This window comes from Clostridium perfringens, from assembly GCF_016027375.1.
GTDB classification, from domain to species: Bacteria; Bacillota; Clostridia; order Clostridiales; family Clostridiaceae; genus Sarcina; species Sarcina perfringens.
Map to the genome: position 1 here is coordinate 2,735,725 of NZ_CP065681.1, position 19,896 is coordinate 2,755,620.

Below are 19,896 nucleotides of genomic sequence, written 5' to 3' on the forward strand. Positions count from 1 at the left end.
TCGCCTCCCACCTAAATACAATTATAGCACCAGCCATAAAAAATATTTAACCTTAAAAAAGGCAGTAAAAGCTAAATTTAAGCCTCTACTACCTATTAAAAAGATTTATCTATTTCCCTTGCATATTATTTCTTTCAACAAATCTTCTTATTCTCTTTATAGCCTCCATTATATCTTCCATTGAAGCTGCGTAACAAGCTCTTATAAAACCTTCTCCACACTCTCCAAAAGCATTTCCTGGAACAGCTAGTACCTTCTCTTCAAGAAGAAGTTTTTCACAAAATTCATCTGAACTCATACCAGTTGACTTAATACATGGGAATACATATAAAGCTCCTAATGGTTCAAAGCAATCTAATCCCATACTTCTAAATCCATCAACTAATACTCTTCTTCTTCTATTATATTCCCTTGCCATTTCAAAAACGCTCTCATCACCATTTTTAAGAGCCTCAATAGCAGCATACTGAGCCGTTGTTGGTGAACACATTATTGCATACTGATGTATCTTTTTCATAGCATCTATTAAAACTTTATGAGCACATACATATCCTAATCTCCATCCAGTCATAGCATAAGCTTTAGAGAATCCATTTATTACTATAGTTTTTTCCTTTACCTCGGGGAAACTAGCTATTGAAACATGGTCCTCATCATAGGATAATTCTGCATATATTTCATCAGAAATAATTATTACATCCCTATCCTTTAAAACATCCACAATCTTTTGAAGCTCTTCTCTATTCATTATTGCTCCAGTAGGATTATTAGGGAATGGAATTATTACCACCTTTGTTTTCTCAGTTATAGCCTCTTCTAAAAGTTCTGGAGTTAATTTAAAATCATCACAAGCTCTTAAATCTATTGTCTTGGCAGTTGCTCCTGTAAATGCTGTACATCCCTTATAAGCTACAAAGCTTGGCTCAGGTATTATAACCTCATCTCCAGGACCTACTAAAGCCCTAAGGGCTAAATCTATCCCTTCACTTCCCCCAACAGTAACAAGTATTTCATCTTTTGGATTATATCTAAGAGAAAATCTTCTGTTTAAATACTTTGATATCTCTTCTCTTAACTCTATAAATCCTGCATTTGATGAATAGTGAGTATGTCCTTGCTCTAGAGAATAAATCCCAGCCTCTCTAACATTCCATGGAGTTACAAAATCAGGCTCCCCAACCCCTAAAGAAATAACATCCTCCATTTCATTTATTAAATCAAAATATTTTCTAATGCCTGAAGGTGGCATATTTTTAACATTATCTAATATCATATTCTCTAGTATCATATAAATAACATCTCCCTATCATCTGTTTTCTTTTCTCTAAATATTGTTCCATGATCTTTGTATTTTTTAAGTACAAAGTGAGTTGCTGTTCCTGTTACATATTCTTGAATTGAAAGTTTATCTGAAACAAACATTGCCACTTCTTTCATTGTTTTTCCTTCTACAATAACAGTTAAATCAAATCCACCTGAAGACATTAAATAACAAGCTTTAACCTGTGGAAACTTATATATTCTCTCTGCAACCTTATCAAAACCAACACCTCTTTGAGGAGTTATTTGTACTTCTATTAAGGCTGTAACTGTCTCTCTTCCTGTATTCTCCCAATTTATAAGAGTAGTGTAACCAGCGATTATGCTTCTTTCTTCATAATCTCTTATGGCTTCTCTAACCTCTTCCACAGTTTTCCCTGTCATAACTGCAATTTCTTGATCTGTATACCTACTGTTTTTTTCTAAAACTTCTAAAATTTCTTCCATGACACATTGGCCCCCTTTGTTATTGCTTATTTTCTATTTAAATTGTTTGATTGTGTTTAGCATAATTAATAAAAAAAGTTCCTTCATCCCTAAAAAGGGACGAAGGAACTACTTCGCGGTACCACCCTAATAAGTAAAATTACTTTTACTCACCTCAGTTAGAAATCTTTAATAGTATGGCTGAAATTTAATAAATTTATTCCTTACTTATTACTCAATTTCTATCCTCTTTAACGGGAGGAAATCGTCTTAATCTAATTAAAAGTTATGTACATCTTAATTTTAAAACATACTTACTAAAATACTCTATTTAACCTTTAGTTCTCAACAAGAAACTCCGAGACTGCTTCAATTAAGCTTTCTTACTAAATCTCACCAAACTTTAGCTCTCTGAAAAGTCCACCTAATTTACTCTTTCTCTTCACTGTTTTTCATGATTTTTTCGTTTTTTATAATTATATACACAAATTTTAATAAATTCAATATTTTTTTATAAAAATTAATGCAAATTTGTTTTTTCATATAAAAATAGGGCTTTATCAAAACAACTTTTAATAAAGCTTACAAACAGTATGAAGAGAATATCTAGATGAACTTTAGAATTTAAATTATTACGTAGAAGATATCACGTAAAAAAGCTGAGACTGTTCGAAGCGTAGCAAGTTTCGAAGCTTTAGTGATATCTTCGAAGTAATAATTATAAATTCTTAGTGAAATCTAGTAATTCTCGGAATATGTTTGTAAGCTTTATTATTAAGTTTTGATACACGCCCATACAAAAAATTAATTTACATGATTAATACTTAAAGTTTTGTTGTATTTATATGTTTTAATTTCATTTCCATCTAAGTTTTCTTTATTCATGTCTATTGCATTAATTTGATTATTTTCATAGGTATTATAATAATAAATTCCTTTTTCTAAGCACATGCAACTTGTATATTGAGTAAGATCACTTTTTTCTTCTACAGTTCTAGTTGATCCTCTTACCATAGCAACATTATTCAATATATGGAAAAATTCAATTAAGTCTATTGAATCTTTATCATTTTTTATCATTGCATCTCTTAAAAATGCTACTCTTATAAATCTAGATGCAGGTGTAAAGTCCCCTGGTAATCCTACTAAACCAGTTCCTTGACCTAAAGCAGTTAAAGATTGATCTCCTAACTTAAATTCTGGAACTTGATTATATCTCAAACCTACATATTGATTTAAGTTTGCTACATGCCAATCAAAAGTAGGTGAATTAGTTAATACTCCAATATTATTATCAAAGACATTTAATTTTTCCTTTGTTTGTTCAACTACAATAGACTTTCCTTTTATATCGCTTATCATCCAATGAAGAGTTGTATTAGGAATATTTTCGCTAATAGGTATATCCACTATATTAGCATTTTTTAATGCTTCCTTTACCTCTTCCACTGAGCTAAAATTAGCTAAAACCCATAATAAGAAATTATATACTGGAATATTAGTTTTACCTTCTATATCTTCTTTAGAATAGCTAACATAAACAGGGAAATTTAAGCCAGCACATCCTAATCCCTTTTCATTCATACCATCTGCAAAGGTAGGATAATCATCAAAAATAGTTCCCATTCCAAGAACAGCATATTTTGTTATTAATTCTTTTTTGTTTGATTTGTTTACACATTTAAAATTCCTAGGAATAAATATAATAGATTGATTAAATGAATATTCAATATCCATATTTCTTCCAAACAAATGCAATCCATCTTTTGTTTCTAAGGCTAATCCTGTACACATAAAAACTCACTCCTCATTAGATTTTATATAAGTAAATAATACTATATTTATTTTCAAATTTACATTATACTCAATTATTATATTTCCAAGAATTTATGTTTTTTATTAAAAATTTTATTCTTTACCTCTTATAATTTTTATTAATGAAGCCTTTTTACCATAATGTAAAGTTCCTTTTTTATATAATTTACTACTAAAGAATCCAACTAAAATTATGAATCCAACATTAATAATAGTAGTTATTAAAATTTCCATAAAAGTAACTTTTGATAAAACTATTCTCTCAAACATTATTAAAGGAGAAGCAAATGGTATATAACTAAATACTTTAGCTAAGGTTGATTCAATATTAAACATACAGTTCATTGCAAGTAAGAAGACTCCAACAAAGACTAAGGTAATTGCTCCCATTGATGAATTGACATCTTGAGAACTTGTAGCTAAGGAAGCCACTGCTGCATAAAGCATTGAGAATGTTAAATATCCTAAAAGGAAATAGGCAACAAACGCAAATATTATACTAGCATTTAAATTTAATGAACTTAAAACTTCTAAACTTGTACCTGAAGTTTTAAGCATTATTAAGCCAGAGCCTAGGATTACTGCTATCTGTGTAAGCCCTACAGCACAAATTCCTAATACCTTACCAAAGAAAAGTTCCATTGGTTTAGCCATAGTTATTAAGGTTTCCATTATTCTATTACTCTTTTCTTCTATAACTGAATTAGCAACCATAGAACCAAAAGTAAGAGTTATTATATAAATTCCAAAAACAAGAGCATAAACTAAAGCCATTCTTTCATGTGAAGCATTTCCTGTTTGAACCACATCAAGCTGAGCTGGAGTCATTATATTAGCATACTCTTCTGGTGTTATATTAAACTTCTCCATTGAAAATACAAATTTAGTGTCATTTAAAATTGTATTTACTTTCTTCATTAAAGAATCTCCAGGTAGTTCATTAACATATAATTTTCCTGACACCTCTTTACCTGTTGAAACTTCAAGCAAAGCTTTATAATCTGACTTTCCATTTTCTATTTCCTTTTTAACCTTATTAGTTTCTTCTGAATCTTTGCTTAAAACAACTTTAAAATCATCATCATTTAAACTTTCTAAAGTATTAGAGTCAAAAAATTTATTATTAGCTTCTGTGCTTACCATTATTAAATCTTTAGAGCCTTCCCTATTAAAGAGCCCTACTATTTTATCCATATTAAAGAATCCTAGCATTACAATTAAAGTAATTATTGTTGATATTATAAGAGCTTTATTTCTAATAGTCTCTTTATAGGTAAAAGTAAAAATACTCCAAAACTTTTTCATACTAATCACCTAACCTTTCTATGAAAATATCATTTAAGGATGGTCTTTCAAAATAAAATCCCCTTATATCTAAATCTGTGTTAGTGATTTTTCTTAAAAGTTCTTTTCCTTTTTCTAAATCTTTAAGATTTACTCTATAACTTCCCTTTTTAAATTCTAAAGCTTCAAAACCTAATTCTTTTAAGAAATCTTGTACTTTTTCTTCTCCTTCAACTACAAGACCTTTAATTCCATAATCTTCTTTAATCTTATCAAGATTTCCTTGAAGCATGGTTTCTCCTTTTTTAAGCATTATTATATCATCACAAAATTCTTCCACATCAGCCATTCTGTGACTACTAAAAATTAATGTTTTGCCTTTAGCTAATAGTTCTCTTATTACAGTTTTAAATAATTCCACATTTACAGGGTCTAGTCCACTAAATGGCTCATCTAAAATTATAACTTCTGGATCATGCATTACTGCAACTATTAACTGTATTTTTTGTTTATTACCTTTTGATAGAGTTTCAACCTTTTTATTTAGATACTCACTTATTTCAAACTTTTCAAGCCAATACTCTATGCTATTTAATGCCTCTTTTTTCTTCATTCCATAAAGAGAAGCAAAATGCATAAGTTGACTCTTAACTGTGTATTTAAGATATAATCCTCTCTCCTCTGGTAAATATCCAAAAGCATTTTCATCAAAGCTTAGCTTCTTATTATCCACTAAAACCTTTCCCGTATCACTTGGTAATATTCCAAGTAATATTCTTATTGCAGTGGTTTTTCCTGCTCCATTTCTTCCTAATAACCCTAAAGCCTTTCCTTTTTCAATGACAAAGCTTAAATCTTTTAAAGCTTGTACCTCTCCAAAGGTTTTGCTTATATTTTGAGCCTCAACTCTCACTAAAAATCCCCCTTTTCATTTTGATAAACATGTTAAAATTTACTGTTACATAAAATATTACCATTTTTCACACTATTTTTAAACATATTAAATAATATAGGACTAAAGTATTACTTTTTAACTACTTAATAAATTTTTGTTTCTTCATTGGTATTTTTATTAACAACAAAAAGCTCAAAATTATTAAAATCAATTGAATCTACATCATATAATAAGTCAACTACAAAAAATTCTACAAGCTTAGTATCCTTATTTATTTTATTCCATTCAATAACAGCTTCTACAGCCTTCCCATCAAGCCCCATAATCTTTCTTATTTCATATGTTTTATTAAAATCATTTGATTTTAATTTAACACTATAATTTTCATGAAAATTTTCTATCTCTTCATCTTCTAAGTTTTCAGTAAATAAATTTAAAATAGATCCAAATTCAAAATTTCCTAAATTACTAACAGTTAAATTTATATCATCTATTTTAATTTTTTTTTTAAACGTATATAATTTTCATTACTTAAATTAACAACTCCTTCTTTTTTAATCTCCTTAGTTCCATCAATATACTTTCCAGCTAAGGCATGTCTAATTTTCACTTTTTCTAAGGGCTTTTCTATTGCAGCAACAAAATCTATACTTATTTCTTCTTTAATTTTATTATCAATTACTTTTGATGAAATAATATGTGGTCCAAAACTAAACGCACTATCATATTTAATTATGAATGTAGATAAATTTGCTTCATTTTCCCCTATATAAGACCCATCTTTTCTCCTTATCTTATATTTAGTCAACAAATAATTATCATAAAGCTTAGAATACTCAATTTCAATGTTGTAATTATCAACCTCAAACTCATAAGGAAAACTTATAGTTTCATTTTCTTCAACTAAATCAGTAGAACTAATTCCCACAAATATAATTCCAATAATCACAAATATCCAAATTACTTTTTTATTAATTTTAACCATTTTTAACCTCCTTTTTTCTATTTTAGCATCCTAATAAAACCCATAAATACCAAATAAAAAAAGTTAATACTTTATTCAAATCAAGAATAAAGTATTAACTTATACTTTTATTTTCAACTTTTTAATTTTCTCTAATCTATTTTAATTTATATCTAAAATTACTAATACATATTTAGTCTTACTTTTTATTTAAATACGCTCTATTAAAAATTTAAATATGTTTTTTAGCTATTGAATTATATAAAAAATAACCAAGTAAAACTCCAATTATACTTATCACCCAATAATCTATTCCAATATAAATTATTGGTACAGAAATTAATCCAAAACTTAATATTAATTCTAATATAGGAACTATAAAATAAACTATAGAAGCTATTAGTACACAACCAGCTATATTATTAAATTTTCCTTTTAGAAATGCTGGATAAAATCCTAAAGGTATAAATAAAATCAATCTAATAATTATCCATTTCATAAGATATCCTATAGTTATTCCCCTATTCATTAATTCAATATAACTTTTAAAAGGAATTAAGTCTACTTGAAGATTAACATTTGAGCTTCCTCCAACTTCTATAGGGAATATATACCACCCAACTAGAAATATAAAATAATTAGCAAATAAAAATTTATATAATTCCTTTTTCCAATCTATATTATATTTTATACCCTTTACTTTATAATATATTAAAACTCCACCTCTAATTATTATATACATTGGAACAGCAATAATTATTAAAGCTATCAATTTTATATAATCAAATCTCATAAATATTAAATGAGTAAAAAAGGCTATAAGTATTATTAATGAAATTCCCACTGTATATAGTAGTGGTTTTACCCCTCTTTCCACTACAGTTTTTAGTTCTCCTCTAATTTCATTTATTTCTCCAAATCGTTCTAAAGCAATCTTAATACTCTCTTTTTCACTAAATCCTTCTAATTTTAATTCTTCTACAGATTCTATTAAATGAGTTCTCATAGTTTCCTTTATCTCTTTATTTTCTTTTGAAATTCCATCAATATTCTTATATAAAGAGTCAATATAATTATCTATCTCTCTCATTTTATTCTCCCCCCAAAAAAATATTCATAATACTCTTTAGAAATTCCCATTCACTCTTTTTTTCTTTTAGATAATTAACTCCATCCTCTGTAATTTTAAAATATTTCCTTCTTCCACCACCACTTTTACAATCACCCCAGTATGATATTACAAGTCCTAATTTTTCTAACCTTTTTAAAACAACATATAAGGTTCCATCCTTGACCTCAAAGGCTTCTTTACTGTTTTCTCTAATTAATTTTGAAATCTCATACCCATATAAATCTTTTCCTTGTAAAAGTGATAATATTATACTTTCCACATGTCCTTTTATAATCTCTTTATTAAGTTCCAATATTATCCCTCCCAAGTATAATTATACCATAAAGTACTCTATAGTATAGAATACTCTATGGTATAATTTACAAAAACATAATAAAAAAAAGCTGTATTCCAAATAAGAATACAACTTCTTTTTATATTAACTATTAACTTTATCTGACTTTAAACTTTTCTCTAACTTTTTAAGAGTTATTTGATGAAGATAATATCTATACATTTGAATTATTTCTAAACTATTATATTGGCTTAAGTCATCAATTGTATCTTTATTATTACCATTAAAAAGTAGTCCTAAAGAATATCTTAAATAAACATTACAATAAACCTCAAAATATATAAATTCATATTTATATTTTTCTTCATCATAATCATATTTTGGATCATTACATAAAGACTTCGCTTCTTCTGATAAGCTTGACCATATTCCTACAAAATCATTATAATCTTTTGGAAAGTTTTTTTTCTTAAAAAATTCTTGAAATTTTTCTTCTACTAAAGCTCTTAAACATTTTAAATATCTTACTTCCCCATGTAAATTTTCTGATACAGACATTCTTAATCTTAAGGAATCTCTTAAATCACCCTGAATTTGATCATCTGTAGATGACAAAATATTTTTTATTATTCTCTGTAAATTCTCAATTCTCTCCTTCATAAAAATCCCCTTTTATCCTTATAATAAAATTTATATTCAACTTTAAACTATTCTAACTTCTCTATTCTCATTTGCTATTTTAACCAACTTCCTATATCTATCCCCTACAAACTTTACTATATACACAGCTAAATTTTAACTATTAACTAAACCCTTTTTAAATTCATTTTATAAATACCTATAAATTTTATAATATCTTCTTAAATAAATACAAATAACAAGTAAGTCAATATTTCTCACTATTTTCTATTCCTCAGATTTAAATAAGACGCCTTAGCATATGAACCTCCAATCAAAGTCCAACTATTGTTATCCTTATATATATCTTGCTAATACATAAAACTAAGTAATAATAATATTATTATTTAAAATGCTATTTAAATAAAAGTTTATAAAATTTATGGATTTTATATAGTTACTTAGAGTATATAAATACTTGTAAAACCTAATTAGTTATTTTATACCTAACAGCATGCAAAACCTAAATTTTCTCATATAAGCTATATTAAAATCCACAACTTTATAATATAATGATACCTCTTTCACCTTAAATATTCCTCCTAATTATTTTAACTTACTGTAAACTTATTCTAAATCTAGCTATAACTAAGTTTTTAGTACTATAATTAACCTTAAAATTCATATTCTAACTAAACTTTTTTACCTAAAAAAAGGTACATCCTATAATAAGGATTGTACCTTTTAATAAGTAATACTTCTTTATTTTTTAATTAATTTATTTAATATTGAAAATACATCTCTTTCCATAAGTTTTATAGCATTGATTACATGACTTACACTTAGGTTTCTTTAAATCTCCTGAATACCATTTATTTATTAAGTCTGGCTCTGCTGTTAAAGGTCTTGAAAGTGAAAAATATTCTATATTTGTATCATTTAATAACTCTTCCATAACATCAAAGTGTCTATTACCACCTGATAAAATTACAGGTTTGTTTATTCTTTCAGCTAGCTTTATAGCATATTCTTTAAAATAAGATTCTCTATCCTTTGAAATAGCAACTTTAGTTCTTGATGGTCCTAAGTTATTTTTCATAACTTCTTCTATGGATTCATTTCCTCCAGTAACCTCAATAGCATCAATTCCTAATTCAGCTAATCTTTCAGCTACATATAGACTATCCTCTATAGTTAATCCACCTTCTTTTACATAGTCTGAAGAATTTAATTTTATTAATATTGGGAATTTTTCTCCAACTTTTTCTCTTATTGCTTTAAATATTTCAAAAACAAATCTTCCCCTATTTTCTATACTTCCTCCATACTCATCTGTTCTTTTATTATAATAAGGAGATAAGAATTGACTTACTAAATATCCATGTCCTCCATGTATCTCAACTCCATCAAATCCTGATTTTTTAACTCTTAAAGCTGCTTCTGCATATGCATTAACTAAATACTTTATATCTTCCTTAGTCATTTCTCTTGATAAAGTTCCTGTAACTTCATTTTTAGTAGTAGAAGGTCCCCATATAACTCTTTCTCCTACATTAAATTCAGTCATAAATCCACCGTATACTATTTGCATTATTATATTAGATCCAAGTCTATGAATTTTATCTGTAAATTCCTTATATTCTGGTATAAAAGAATCATCATATATTCCCATCATTCTTGGATTTGGCTGTTCATTCTCGGTTACAAAAGCATATCCTGTTACTATTGTCCCTACTCCACCTCTAGCCAATTCTTCATATACGTCTGATAATTCATTTGTCATATGACCTTTCTCATCAGCTAAAGCTGTCCATAATGCTCCTCTTAAAAATCTATTTTTCATGTTAATTGTTCCTAAGTTAGTTTTATCAAATAATGTTTTCATATTTTCCTCCTAAAAATAATACTAAATTTTATTTTTTATATTAATAAACTCAGTTTTTCTTTTATTGGAATAATAGTTTATAAGCTTATAAATTTTTTCTCATTATATGAACATAGTATATAAAATTAATATTATTTATGTAAGTACGCACTTTTTAGTAAGTGACCTCTTATAATTATTTGAGTTATAAAAATCATTAATATATAATGTTATCATGGATTTTAAAATAGAAACAAATTTTGGAGATGATAAACTTTGTTGAAATATAAAGATAAAAACTATGTTTGCCTATTAGATTTAGCAATGGAACTTATACGCGGAAAATGGAAGGCAGTTATTTTGTGTCACTTAAATAAAGGGAAAAAAAGGTTTCTTGAACTTCAGAGAATTACATGTGGAATAAGTCATAAAGTATTAACTGAAAAACTTAAGGAATTAGAGGAAGATGAACTTGTTAAAAAGATAGTTTACGATGAGAATCCTCCAAGAGTTGAATATTATCTAAGTGAAAAAGGAAAAGAGCTTGCACCCGTCTTAGAATGTTTGGAAGATTGGTCTAGAAAATACTTTGGAAACTTAGAAACTCCTTCAAAGTAAAACTTTGAAGGAGTTTCTTTTTATTTAATCTTATTTTTTAATGCATTCATTGCCATAATATACCCATATTCACCAAATCCACTTATCTGCCCAATACAAGCTGGGGCTGTAACTGATTTATGTCTAAACTCTTCTCTTTTGTGAATATTGCTTAAATGCACCTCAACAGTTGGTATTTCAACTCCTTTTAAAGCATCATAAATAGCTATGCTATAATGTGTGTATGCTCCAGGATTTATAATTATCCCATCATACTTTTCAAAGTATGCATTATGAATAAAATTAATTATTTCTCCCTCTATATTGCTATGGAAGCAATTTACCTCTAACCCTAATTCTTTTCCTTCTTCTTTTATATAATCAATGACCTGATTAAAATCTTTAGCACCATAGATTTCTTTTTCTCTAATCCCCAAAAGATTTAAATTAGGTCCATTTATAACCATTATTTTCATAATATCTCTAACCAAATTATTAATTTTTTCTTTGGTTAAAATCCACCTACTTTCCATTTAGGATTTTTAATAGAATAATACTATTAAAAACAAACTTTTTCATAGAAAATTTCACAAGTTTATTTAATAATAACTTCTTGAAAGATTACAATTTATAATCTTAAATCACTGAAAAAATTCTTATCTATAAAAAAACTATTCTTTCTCTTGTAAACCAAAATCAGAAATAGCTTTAACTATTTCTCTAATAGCCTCTTTAGTAGTACCATCATTTATAATTTCTATATCACTATGCTTTTTATATAAATCAATTCTATCTCTATATAAATTAGTAAGTCTTTCTTTACCATCCCACAAAAGAGGTCTTCCTTCTGTGTCTATATCTTCCATAATTAAATCTAAAGGCCTGTTTATAAAAACAGTTATAAACTCCTTAAAATTCCCCATATTTTCTTCTCTTGTAACTATTCCACCACCAGAAGATATAACCACATTTTTTAAGGTTGATAAAAGTTCACAACTTTTACTTTCTAAATCTCTAAAAACCTCTTCTCCCTGAGCAAAAAGTTCTTTTATTTCTTTTCCTGTACTTCTTTCTATGAATTCATCCATGTCTAAAAAATTCATCTTTAATACCGTTGAAAGCTCTCTTCCTATGGTTGTTTTTCCTGCTCCAGGCATTCCAATTAAAAGTACTCCTCTTTTTTTCATATCCTAATCCCCTTTTTTGTATTTTACCCAATAATATTATTACAACTTTTAAAATTCATTTTAGTTTTTATTCCTATTTTAAAACAGTAATTATTTATAATAATACCTAGAAATAATTACTGTTTTAAAAAGAAACTCTTAATTCTATTAATTATAAAATTAAGTACAATTTAAAAATGTAATCTATACTTATTTTATATCATATTTGGCTAAATTTAGTATTCGAATTAACATTTTCTTATTACAAAATTAACTTTAAAATCTACATTTCAATTCTTCATATATATCTTCTTCTGTAGACTTATCTACTTTTATTCCATTCCAAATCTCTTCAGCTTTAACCCCTTGTCCAACTAACATAAATAATCCATCCACTGTTTTAAGACCATTATCCTTAGCCATTTTTAAAAACTTAGTTTCCAAAGGATTATAGACTATATCCACAGCAACCTTAAACTTTTTAATTACCTTTTCTGAAACAGCTACTGAATTTATATTAGGATACATTCCACAGGGAGTTGTATTGATTAAAGCAAACTCTTCATTAATTTCTTCAAGATCACCATAACTCATAAAATTAATATTGAAATCTTCAAATTTTTTAAAAGCTTTATCTTTGTCCCTAGAAACCAAAACTATTTTTTTAGCTTTGCTGTCCTCTAAATATTTTAAAATACTTCTAGCAGCCCCTCCTGCTCCTAAAACAAAAAAGCTATTTCCTTCAATATTAACCTTTGCTCTTTCTAGCATCTTACCAAATCCATAATAATCAGTGTTATAACCATAGGATTTTCCATCTTTTATTAAAATAGTATTTACTGCTCCTATAGCTTTGGCCTCATGTGAAATAATATCTAGCTGATCCATAACCTTCTCTTTATATGGTATTGTAACATTGGCTCCCTTTACTCCTAAGCATTTTAGACTTTCTACAATATTATTTTCAAAATCTTTTTTTACAGAAAAAAGATTATATAATCCATCTATATTATTATCTTTAAAAACTTTATTATGTATCTCTGGAGATAAACTATGTCCTAACTTCTCACCTATTAATCCAAATAACTTCAAAACTCCACCTCCTTAATCTTTACAATTTAATTCTAACAAAAACATTGAATAAAGATAAAACTCTTACACTATACAATAATTAAGATTTAAACTTTAATAATAAAACTCCATAATTAATTCATAATTCTATGATTAAATTACCATACAAAACTTATAATAATCTTTTTACATCCCCTGTTGAAAGATTAATAATAATTTTAAGTTTTTGTTTAAATATCCAAAACCAAATACACAAGTTCATGTAAGACACTTAGTTACCCTACTAGGTGTCTTTTACATTTTAAATAGTATTTTATAAAAAGCTCTAGCTTTTTAATCATAGAATATTTACTAAGCAAATTATTTATATATTTTTTACCTTATAAAATATAATAATAAAAATCACTTCTACAACAATTAAAAATGCCCTTATGGCAAAATTAGTAGTAATTAACGTATATATAAGAGTTATTACCATTACCAATTTTAAAAATTTAATCAAAGCTTTAATTTCCAAATTTGATACCCTCTTTTTCTATAGTAATTATTTGTTGACAATCATTATTCTACTCTCTTATCCATTTTCTATAGGGTATTTCAAAAAAAGTTTATGCTTTATTAAAATAAATGGATGTCCTGTTAATTTGACACCCATTATTATTAACATTTTAAAATTACGCTTTTTTATAACATACTAAAATCCTATAATTGACTATTGAATCTCTTAACCCCTCTAAAATATATTTTCCCTCTAATTCCAATTAAATTATGCTCTATTATTTAATTAAGTCCTCTTCTCTAAATAATCCTTTTTCCCACTTAAAATACAATTTTATTTCATTTTACTTAATGAAATTTTCTCTCATCCCTATTTTATATTGTTGATATTCTTTACTTATATCCATTAATGCATGAAGCATCTCCTCTGCATAAGGTAAAAGTTCTTTATTTTTTACTCGACTTAGATTTTTCTCTATAACTTGATTTTCTCTATCTTTATGAAAAATTTCCATATTATTTTCTTTTTTGTATCTTGCAACATCCAAAACAACATTCATTCTTTCTTCAAAAAGTTTCATAAGTTCCCCATCTATTCTATCAATTTCTTTCCTACATTGAGCTAACTTGTCACTCAAAATTTCACCTCTTTTCTTTTAACTTCTTTAATCTTTTTTAAGTAAATATTAATTTAATCTAGAACTTTAATAAAGTGAATCACTTTGAAATATTTTTAAATATAGTAGACAAAGATTAATTTTAATTAATATCCTATTATCATAAAAGTCTACTATACTTTAAACTTTTTATTTTATTAACTCTAATATAGAAATAGCTGCAATGGCTTCTATAACAACTAAGACTCTTTGAACTATACAAGGATCGTGTCTCCCATTTACACTTAGAACTTCCTCTGTCATATTTTTTATATTTATAGTTCTTTGTTCTTTAGAAATAGATGGTGTAGGTTTTATAACAACTCTGAATATAACTGGCATTCCATTTGATATTCCACCAGTTATTCCTCCATTATTATTAGAGTATGTCTTAACTTTTTCATCTTCTATGAAATATTCGTCATTTGCTTCTGAACCTTTCATATTTGCAAAGTCAAAACCTGCTCCAAATTCAATTCCCTTTACAGCAGGCACTGAAAAAGCTAAATGAGCTATGGTACTTTCTAAAGAATCAAAGAATGGATTTCCTATACCAGCCTCTAATCCTACTATGGCGCACTCAACAATTCCTCCAATAGAATCTCCTTCCATTCTATATGAAGTAATCTCTTCCTTAATTTCTTCTATTTTATTTGTATCTATTACTGGAAGTTCTTTAGTTAAAAGTTCTTCTAAATCTTCTTTCTTTAAATTTAATGCATCAAAGGAAGAATCCTTAACTTTTCCAACTTGCTTAATATGAGAAGCAATAGTTATACCTTTTTCCTTAAGTATTTCCTTAGCTAAGGCTCCAGCAAAAACTAATGGAGCTGTTATTCTTCCTGAGAAATGTCCTCCCCCTCTATAATCATTAAAGCCATTATATCTTATGTATCCTGGGAAATCTGCATGGCCTGGTCTCATTACATCTTTTATTTTTGAATAATCCCTAGATCTTTTATCTGTATTTCTTATTATCATTGAAATAGGAGCCCCTGTGGTGATTCCATTAAATATTCCACTTAAAATTTCTGGTTTATCCCCTTCTTTTCTTTGAGTTGATAAACTATTTCTTCCTGGTGCTCTTCTTTCCATATCTTTTTCTATGTTATCCATATTTATTTTTATTCCAGGTTCTATTCCATCTATTACTATTCCTATTCCTTCTCCGTGGGACTCTCCAAATATAGATAATTTTATTTTATTACCCCAAACTCCGCCCATTTCTTTGCTTTTAAAGCATATTATCTCTAAAAGCTTCCTCCTTTCGTTAAATATTCTATATATTATTCTTCTCTTAAAATTCCACCTAAGCTCTTAAAATCTTCCCAAAATCCTGGATAAGATTTTTTAACACAGTCTGGTTCACTTATAATAACCTCTTCCTTGCATCTTGTAGAAGCAATAGCCAAACTCATAGCTATTCTATGATCTTTATGACTATATACTTCTCCTCCTATTAATTCTTTAACTCCATTTATTATAAGGCCATCTTTTAATTCCTTTATATCTGCACCTAGTTTATTAAGCTCTGTACATATAGCATTTAATCTATCACATTCTTTTATTCTAAGTCTTTCTCCGTTTATAATCCTAGTCTCTCCCTTACTTAAAGCAGCAACCACTGTCAAAACAGGAATTATATCTGGGCATTGTGAAGCATCTATAATTGTTCCATTTAAATCCCCATGAATTATACTTAAAGACTCTTCTTGATTTTCTATAAGCCTAGCACCCATACCCTCTAATATTTCAATGCATTCCTTATCTCCTTGATAAGAACTTAAATCTAAATCAAGACAATTTATTTCTGAGCCTAAAGCCCCTGCTGAAAAATAAAAAGCAGCCTGTGAGTAATCACCTTCAACCTTATAATTCATAGGCTTATAACTTTGATTACCCTTTATTAAAAATTCTCTATAATTATTATTTTTTATTGTAACTCCAAACTTTTCTATCATGTCTAAAGTTAAATCTATATATCCTTTAGATTCAAGTTCTGTAGTTATTATTATTTTAGAATCCTCTTTTAATAAAGGAAGAGTAAATAATAAACCACTTATAAATTGAGAACTTATATTTCCCTTAACTTTGAATTCTCCACCTTTTAAGCTTCCTTCTATATTCAAATCAAGATTTTCTTCCTCATAGGAATACTTAACTTCTTGCTCCTCAAAAATCTCATAATAAGTTTTTAATGGTCTTTTCCCTAAATTTCCTCTACCGATAAAATTAACTCTATTATCTTTTATTAAGGAAATCGGAACTAAAAATCTTAAAGTGGAACCTGATTCATTACAATCAATAACTTTATAATTAGAATCCTTTAAAATATTTTCTCCATTTATAATTAGTTTATCTTTTTCTACTTTTATATTTGCTCCTAAAGATTTCATACCTTCCATAGTTGCAATAATATCTTCTGAAAAATCTATGTTAGAAATAACACTTTCTCCTTTGCTTAAAGAAGCACAAATAATAGCTCTATGAGCCATACTTTTAGAAGGTGGTATTTTTACACTTCCCTTTAACTTACTAGGAGTTATAATTACCTTTTTCACTTTTACCCACTCCCTATACTTATTTTCAAATTACACTATAAATTTTATCCTCTGTTTTAAACCAATATTAATTCTAAATTTAAAAACTAGAGAAATAATTAAATTAGCTCTAAATTCCTTTATGAAGCCAAGTTGTTAAGTTATTTATAAAGTAATAACTTTAAATTAATATTCACTTAACTCCCTATGCCTTTATTCAAAAAATTCTACAGTTGTATTATATATATACCCTTCCCCAATATCTTTTAAAAGGATAACATTTAAATTTCCATTTAAATTCTTCTTATCTAATTTTATAGCTTCTCTAGCTAATCCATTATCTTCAATATTAACATCAGTATTTAATCCATACTTCTTTAATAAACTTTCAATTCTTTCTGCTGTTCCTTTTTTAGTAAGATCCTTTTCTTCTGCAATCTTGCTTATCATATTCATTCCTATGGCAACAGCTTCCCCATGAGAATAAGTTTCATAATTATAAATTTGCTCTATGGCATGACCTAAAGTATGACCAAAGTTTAGAATCATTCTTTCTCCTAAATCTTTTTCATCATTTTCAACCACTTCTCTTTTTATATTGCAGCATTCATAAATAATTTCTCCAATATTCTCTTTTAGATCCTCTTTATTTTCAAAGCCCTCTAACTTTTCAAATAACTCTTTACTCTTAATACATCCATATTTTATTACCTCTCCAAGGCCATCATTAAAATATTTTTCTGGAAGTGTTCCAAGCATATTTGGATCTATTAATACTAATTCTGGATGATAAAAGCTTCCTACTAAATTCTTACCCCTTTCTAAGTCAACAGCTACCTTACCACCAACACTAGAATCAACTTGAGCTAATAATGATGTAGGTATTTGTATAAAGCTAATTCCTCTTAAAAAAGTTGAGGCAACAAAACCTGCAAGATCTCCAACAACACCGCCACCTAGAGCTATGATTAAATCACTTCTAGTTAGTTTAAAATCTAAAAGTTTATTATATATTCCTGGTAATACGCTAAAAGATTTACTCTTTTCTCCTGGTGTAACAGAAATAACTTCAACTTCAAAACCTTCACTTTCTATATTTTTCTTTATAGCCTCTCCATATATATCATTTAAATTATCATCAATTATAATAGCTACTTTTTTCCCATCAAATACAGTTTTTATGTATTCTCCAAAATAATCCTTTAAATCCTTTTGAATTACTATATCATAACTTTTTTCATCTAAATTTACTCTTAAAACTTTCATTTTTATCACTCCAAACCCTTTAATTTTATGTTTCATAAAAATATTAATTTTATTATGTTATTTCTATTTAAGTATAAATTTAATGGGAGTTTAAACACTCCCACTAAATTAAATAATATTCTATAACTCTCTACCAACAGCCTTTGCGATAGCTCTTAAATCTTCTAAAAGCTTGCCGTACTCTTCTGGTTTAATTGACTGTTGACCATCACATAAGGCATTAGCAGGGTCATTATGTACTTCTATTATTAATCCATCTGCACCTACAGCTATGGCTGCCTTTGATAAAGGGTCTACCATCCATGACTTTCCTGCTGCATGGCTTGGATCAACAATTACTGGTAAATGACTTAGTTTTTTTATAGCAGGTATTGCACTTAAGTCTAAGGTATTTCTTGTATAAGTTTCAAAGGTTCTAATTCCTCTTTCACAAAGAATTACATTTTCATTTCCACCGGCCATTATGTACTCTGCTGACATTATAAGTTCCTCTATTGTAGCTGACAATCCTCTTTTTAAAAGAATAGGTTTTTTTGTCTTTCCAAGCTCTTTTAAAAGATCAAAGTTTTGCATATTTCTTGCTCCAACTTGAATAACATCAACATCTTCAATAAACTTTTCTATCATACTAGTTGACATTATTTCCGTAACTATAGGAAGACCTGTTTTTTCCTTAGCCTTTTTTAGAAGCTCCAATCCTTCAAGTTCTAACCCTTGGAAACTGTATGGTGAAGTTCTTGGTTTAAATGCACCACCTCTTAAGAAACTTGCCCCTAATGCCTTAACTTCTTTGGCTATTTCAGTTATTTGTTCCTCACTCTCTACGGAACAAGGGCCAGCTATTAATGCTATTTTCTTATCACCAATTTTATTTCCTAAGACATCAATTATAGAGTTCTCTGGATGGAATAATCTATTTGCCTTTTTAAAGGGCTCTTGAACAGGCATTATTCTCTCTACATTTTTGTTTGCTTCTACTTTAGCAGGATCTATTTTACTTGTATCTCCAACTAAACCAATTACACACATTTCACTTCCAGAAATTCTTTGAGTCTCAACTCCAAGTGATTCTATCTTTTTTATCAATTTTAAAATCTCCTCTTCCTTTGTTCCTGGTTTTAATATAACTATCATAATTCGCCCTCCTTTTTTATTTTAACCTTTTTATCTAAAATAGTCTAAATGTAAAATTAAACTGTTTAAATTATACTATTGCAAAAAAATAGAACCCACTTTAATGAGTTCTATCAAATAAATTATAATACAATATTACTATAATATTAATATCTATCACGCTAATTATACAAACCCATTAGTTAAAAGAGCATAGTTTTTGTTGCACATAAAAGATCCAGCGCTAAAATGAAAGCCCCAGCTAGAGTAAAAGCTATAAAATTGTGCTACTAATCCCTTTACTAATAAATTTAGCATAACATCCTCCAAAAAATTTTTAAACAGTTATTTCTAAACTTTTTTAAATTTATTATACACTTTGTAATTTCAAAGTCAA

At 27.5% G+C, this 19,896-nt stretch carries 21 protein-coding genes and 1 other annotated feature; of the genes, 1 reads left to right on the forward strand and 20 read right to left on the reverse strand.

Features of this window, described 5'->3' with window-relative positions; all coding sequences use genetic code 11:
- Positions 1-109 precede the first annotated feature (109 nt).
- The 11 genes from I6G60_RS12835 to I6G60_RS12885 form a co-directional block, all read right to left on the reverse strand.
- On the reverse strand, positions 110-1,288 hold the full coding sequence (locus I6G60_RS12835; protein WP_003471875.1) for an aminotransferase class I/II-fold pyridoxal phosphate-dependent enzyme: 1,179 nt from the start codon (positions 1,286-1,288) through the stop codon (positions 110-112).
- On the reverse strand, positions 1,285-1,767 hold the full coding sequence (locus I6G60_RS12840; RefSeq protein WP_003453052.1) for an Lrp/AsnC family transcriptional regulator: 483 nt from the start codon (positions 1,765-1,767) through the stop codon (positions 1,285-1,287). Before I6G60_RS12840 ends, I6G60_RS12835 begins: the two co-directional genes overlap by 4 nt.
- 92 nt (positions 1,768-1,859) lie before the next feature.
- Positions 1,860-2,201 (reverse strand) — a binding site (T-box leader).
- 349 nt (positions 2,202-2,550) lie between these two features.
- The gene (gene bsh, locus I6G60_RS12845) at positions 2,551-3,540 is read right to left on the reverse strand and encodes a choloylglycine hydrolase (RefSeq protein ID WP_025648958.1); all 990 of its coding nucleotides are present in this window, start codon (positions 3,538-3,540) and stop codon (positions 2,551-2,553) included.
- Between the two features lie 114 nt (positions 3,541-3,654).
- Positions 3,655-4,866 (reverse strand): ABC transporter permease, encoded by a 1,212-nt coding sequence (locus I6G60_RS12850; RefSeq protein ID WP_011590321.1) that lies wholly within the window; start codon positions 4,864-4,866, stop codon positions 3,655-3,657.
- 1 nt (position 4,867) lies between these two features.
- Entirely contained in the window at positions 4,868-5,758 is an 891-nt protein-coding gene (locus tag I6G60_RS12855) for an ABC transporter ATP-binding protein (protein ID WP_011590320.1), read from the reverse strand.
- A gap of 125 nt (positions 5,759-5,883) precedes the next feature.
- Positions 5,884-6,063: a hypothetical protein gene (locus I6G60_RS12860; RefSeq protein WP_011590319.1), complete on the reverse strand. Its 180-nt coding sequence runs from the start codon at positions 6,061-6,063 to the stop codon at positions 5,884-5,886.
- A gap of 167 nt (positions 6,064-6,230) precedes the next feature.
- Positions 6,231-6,725, reverse strand: coding sequence for a hypothetical protein (locus tag I6G60_RS12865; RefSeq protein ID WP_011590318.1), 495 nt, complete (start codon positions 6,723-6,725; stop codon positions 6,231-6,233).
- 211 nt (positions 6,726-6,936) lie between these two features.
- Positions 6,937-7,794 (reverse strand): permease prefix domain 1-containing protein, encoded by an 858-nt coding sequence (locus I6G60_RS12870; protein ID WP_011590317.1) that lies wholly within the window; start codon positions 7,792-7,794, stop codon positions 6,937-6,939.
- Position 7,795: 1 nt separating this feature from the next.
- Positions 7,796-8,128, reverse strand: coding sequence for a PadR family transcriptional regulator (locus I6G60_RS12875; RefSeq protein WP_011590316.1), 333 nt, complete (start codon positions 8,126-8,128; stop codon positions 7,796-7,798).
- A gap of 126 nt (positions 8,129-8,254) precedes the next feature.
- Positions 8,255-8,770: a hypothetical protein gene (locus tag I6G60_RS12880; RefSeq protein ID WP_011590315.1), complete on the reverse strand. Its 516-nt coding sequence runs from the start codon at positions 8,768-8,770 to the stop codon at positions 8,255-8,257.
- Positions 8,771-9,506: 736 nt separating this feature from the next.
- Entirely contained in the window at positions 9,507-10,613 is a 1,107-nt protein-coding gene (locus tag I6G60_RS12885; protein ID WP_004459980.1) for an NADH:flavin oxidoreductase, read from the reverse strand.
- Positions 10,614-10,868: 255 nt separating this feature from the next.
- Between I6G60_RS12885 and I6G60_RS12890 the strand changes: the two genes are divergently transcribed.
- Positions 10,869-11,210: a winged helix-turn-helix transcriptional regulator gene (locus I6G60_RS12890; protein ID WP_003457038.1), complete on the forward strand. Its 342-nt coding sequence runs from the start codon at positions 10,869-10,871 to the stop codon at positions 11,208-11,210.
- Between the two features lie 20 nt (positions 11,211-11,230).
- Here I6G60_RS12890 and aroQ read toward each other — a convergent pair whose 3' ends face one another.
- From aroQ to I6G60_RS15415, 9 genes are all read right to left on the reverse strand, one after another.
- Positions 11,231-11,665 (reverse strand): type II 3-dehydroquinate dehydratase, encoded by a 435-nt coding sequence (gene aroQ / locus I6G60_RS12895; protein WP_003457042.1) that lies wholly within the window; start codon positions 11,663-11,665, stop codon positions 11,231-11,233.
- Between the two features lie 195 nt (positions 11,666-11,860).
- Positions 11,861-12,376, reverse strand: a complete 516-nt coding sequence (locus I6G60_RS12900) for a shikimate kinase (RefSeq protein ID WP_078233410.1) — start codon at positions 12,374-12,376, stop codon at positions 11,861-11,863.
- Positions 12,377-12,631: 255 nt separating this feature from the next.
- On the reverse strand, positions 12,632-13,447 hold the full coding sequence (gene aroE, locus I6G60_RS12905) for a shikimate dehydrogenase (RefSeq protein WP_078233409.1): 816 nt from the start codon (positions 13,445-13,447) through the stop codon (positions 12,632-12,634).
- Between the two features lie 821 nt (positions 13,448-14,268).
- Positions 14,269-14,562, reverse strand: coding sequence for a chorismate mutase (locus tag I6G60_RS12910; protein WP_003457089.1), 294 nt, complete (start codon positions 14,560-14,562; stop codon positions 14,269-14,271).
- 168 nt (positions 14,563-14,730) lie between these two features.
- Positions 14,731-15,804, reverse strand: a complete 1,074-nt coding sequence (gene aroC, locus I6G60_RS12915) for a chorismate synthase (protein WP_049039998.1) — start codon at positions 15,802-15,804, stop codon at positions 14,731-14,733.
- Positions 15,805-15,866: 62 nt separating this feature from the next.
- Positions 15,867-17,141: a 3-phosphoshikimate 1-carboxyvinyltransferase gene (gene aroA, locus I6G60_RS12920; protein ID WP_197925416.1), complete on the reverse strand. Its 1,275-nt coding sequence runs from the start codon at positions 17,139-17,141 to the stop codon at positions 15,867-15,869.
- A 192-nt stretch (positions 17,142-17,333) separates the two neighbouring features.
- Complete coding sequence (gene aroB, locus I6G60_RS12925; RefSeq protein WP_057230857.1) at positions 17,334-18,386, reverse strand: 3-dehydroquinate synthase; 1,053 nt, start codon at positions 18,384-18,386, stop codon at positions 17,334-17,336.
- A gap of 120 nt (positions 18,387-18,506) precedes the next feature.
- Positions 18,507-19,520 carry a 3-deoxy-7-phosphoheptulonate synthase gene (gene aroF, locus I6G60_RS12930; RefSeq protein WP_003461558.1) on the reverse strand — a complete coding sequence of 338 codons (1,014 nt, stop codon included), beginning with the start codon at positions 19,518-19,520 and terminating at the stop codon, positions 18,507-18,509.
- A gap of 165 nt (positions 19,521-19,685) precedes the next feature.
- Positions 19,686-19,817 (reverse strand): hypothetical protein, encoded by a 132-nt coding sequence (locus I6G60_RS15415; RefSeq protein WP_003452864.1) that lies wholly within the window; start codon positions 19,815-19,817, stop codon positions 19,686-19,688.
- Positions 19,818-19,896: the final 79 nt, after the last annotated feature.